Source organism: Metabacillus sp. YM-086 (genome assembly GCF_048059995.1).
Classification (GTDB): Bacteria; Bacillota; Bacilli; order Bacillales; family Bacillaceae; genus Metabacillus; species Metabacillus litoralis_B.
On record NZ_JBLUOI010000162.1, the window covers coordinates 1 to 1,960 of the forward strand.

At 38.6% G+C, this 1,960-nt stretch carries 1 protein-coding gene; it reads right to left on the minus strand.

All coding sequences use genetic code 11. The features are described from left to right. Nucleotides 1–136: 136 nt before the first annotated feature. Nucleotides 137–1,438 carry a group II intron reverse transcriptase/maturase gene (gene ltrA / locus ACEWK1_RS27535; protein WP_212134189.1) on the minus strand — a complete coding sequence of 434 codons (1,302 nt, stop codon included), beginning with the start codon at nt 1,436–1,438 and terminating at the stop codon, nt 137–139. Nucleotides 1,439–1,960: the final 522 nt, after the last annotated feature.

A 1,960-nucleotide genomic window follows, 5' to 3' on the forward strand; every position in this document is an offset into this window, starting at 1 on the left:
GTAGAGTAGAAAACTGATTTCAAAAGGGATAGCTTACGCTATCTCTTTCTACTTTCAGCTCCCCCTCATCAAACCGTACGTGAAGTTTTCCCTCATACGGCTTTCCGATGTTCTTCTTTCTTTGGCTTTACGGTATCTAACTAGCCAACTTTATTAAAAGATGGTCAATTTCTTTTCTTACACTTTTTAAATTTCCATGCTTCTTACGATTATTTTTCTTCTTGTTATAAAACAAGGTAAGACGTTCTAATACATACCAGTCAATACGATTTAGCCATCTCTTAGCTATAGGTGATAAAAGGTAATAATTCTTCAAACCTTGTAGTATTCTATTTAGGCCTTTTACTAATTCACGTATATCCAAGTACAGTTTATTTCTTGGTGCTGTATAGGCTTTTATCTTTGCACGCATTTTCTTCATTGCGTTCTTCTTAGGTATGTGTGCCATGACATATAACGTGTTTCCGCCTTTTCTCCTTATTGGGAGTTTACGATTATGAAATCCAAGAAAGTCAAAACCATCTATATCATTCCAAAGATTTATCAATTTTGATTTATCTCGATTTATTGAAAGGTCGAGTTTTCCCATTATAGATTGAATCACTTGAATACTGTCTAAAGCTTGTTGTTTGGATTTACACATAATGACATAATCATCAGCATATCTAATTAGTTCACCTAAATGTTTGAATTTCTTCTCCCAAAGCCTATCCATCGTATTTAGATAAATGTTTGCTAAGAGAGGTGATATAACACCACCTTGTGGCGTCCCAGTGACTGTGTTTCTTATGTTGCCTTCTTCCATAATGCCTGCTTCTAGCCATTTTCGGATTAGTTTTAAGACCCGTCGGTCACTAATTCTTTGCTCTAGTAATTTCATCAATTTTACTTGATTGATATTATCAAAATAACCTTGGATATCGACGTCTACTACCCAAAAGCATTTCTTACTAGCCTTTCTTATTCTCGCTATAGCTTGATGAGCATTTCGTTTTGGACGAAATCCAAATGAACAGTCATGAAAGTCTGCTTCAAAAATAGGCTCGATAATCATTTTTGTTGCCATTTGTGCAACTCGATCTTTAATGGTAGGGATTCCTAGTGGGCGTTTCTTTCCATCCTCTTTAGGAATATAGGTCCGAAGGACCGGACTTGGGTGATAACGTCTATCTTTCAGTTCTAAATAGAGTTCGTTTAAGAATTTTCCCTCACCGTATTCCGAGACAATTTGTTCAATTGTCTGTCCATCGACACCTCCACTTCCTTTCTTTCTTTTTACACGTTGCCATGCCTCCCATAGAATATCTGGACGATAGATTTTGTCATATAAAGCATGAAACCTACGTGTAGGGCTTTCCTTGGCACAAAGATATAACGTCTTCCAGAGTTCTTGAGCTTTTACATTATTGGTGTAGTTAGTCATTTTCTTGACATTCACTAACTCTTACCTCCTTCTGACATATGAACAAAGTAGAGGTCCTTCCCTAGATAACGTTTTGTTGTCGCTTATCATTTTCGGTACTATGACCTCCTCCGACTCCCTCTCATCCATCCACCATTTCGTTTACACTTATAGGATTCTGCTTTACTTCCCAAGAAAGTGATGAGGAGGGTATCCCCAGTTCCGTTAATTACTTTCTTAACATGTCGTTCCCCATATCCCGAGAGATTCTTGAGTGTTGCGATTCCAAGTTCTTCACACCTTCCATGGTCTTCGCCCATATTCGCTAGGCTCGACTTCTCTTTAGCCACCTACGGTGGGTTCTTTTGACGAGACGGCAGGATTCACTTTATGTTACAACCTGTTAAGTTGCTCGCACTCTTCTAGAGAGTTACTTTGTCACAGGGCTTCAACCTTAGAATTTCTTCACCAGTTGCCTGTCAGCTACTGAGCGTCTTGGCACTTACTCAGATTGGACTTTCACCAATTAGCAATTTACGGCTTGCTGGGCACGCCAAA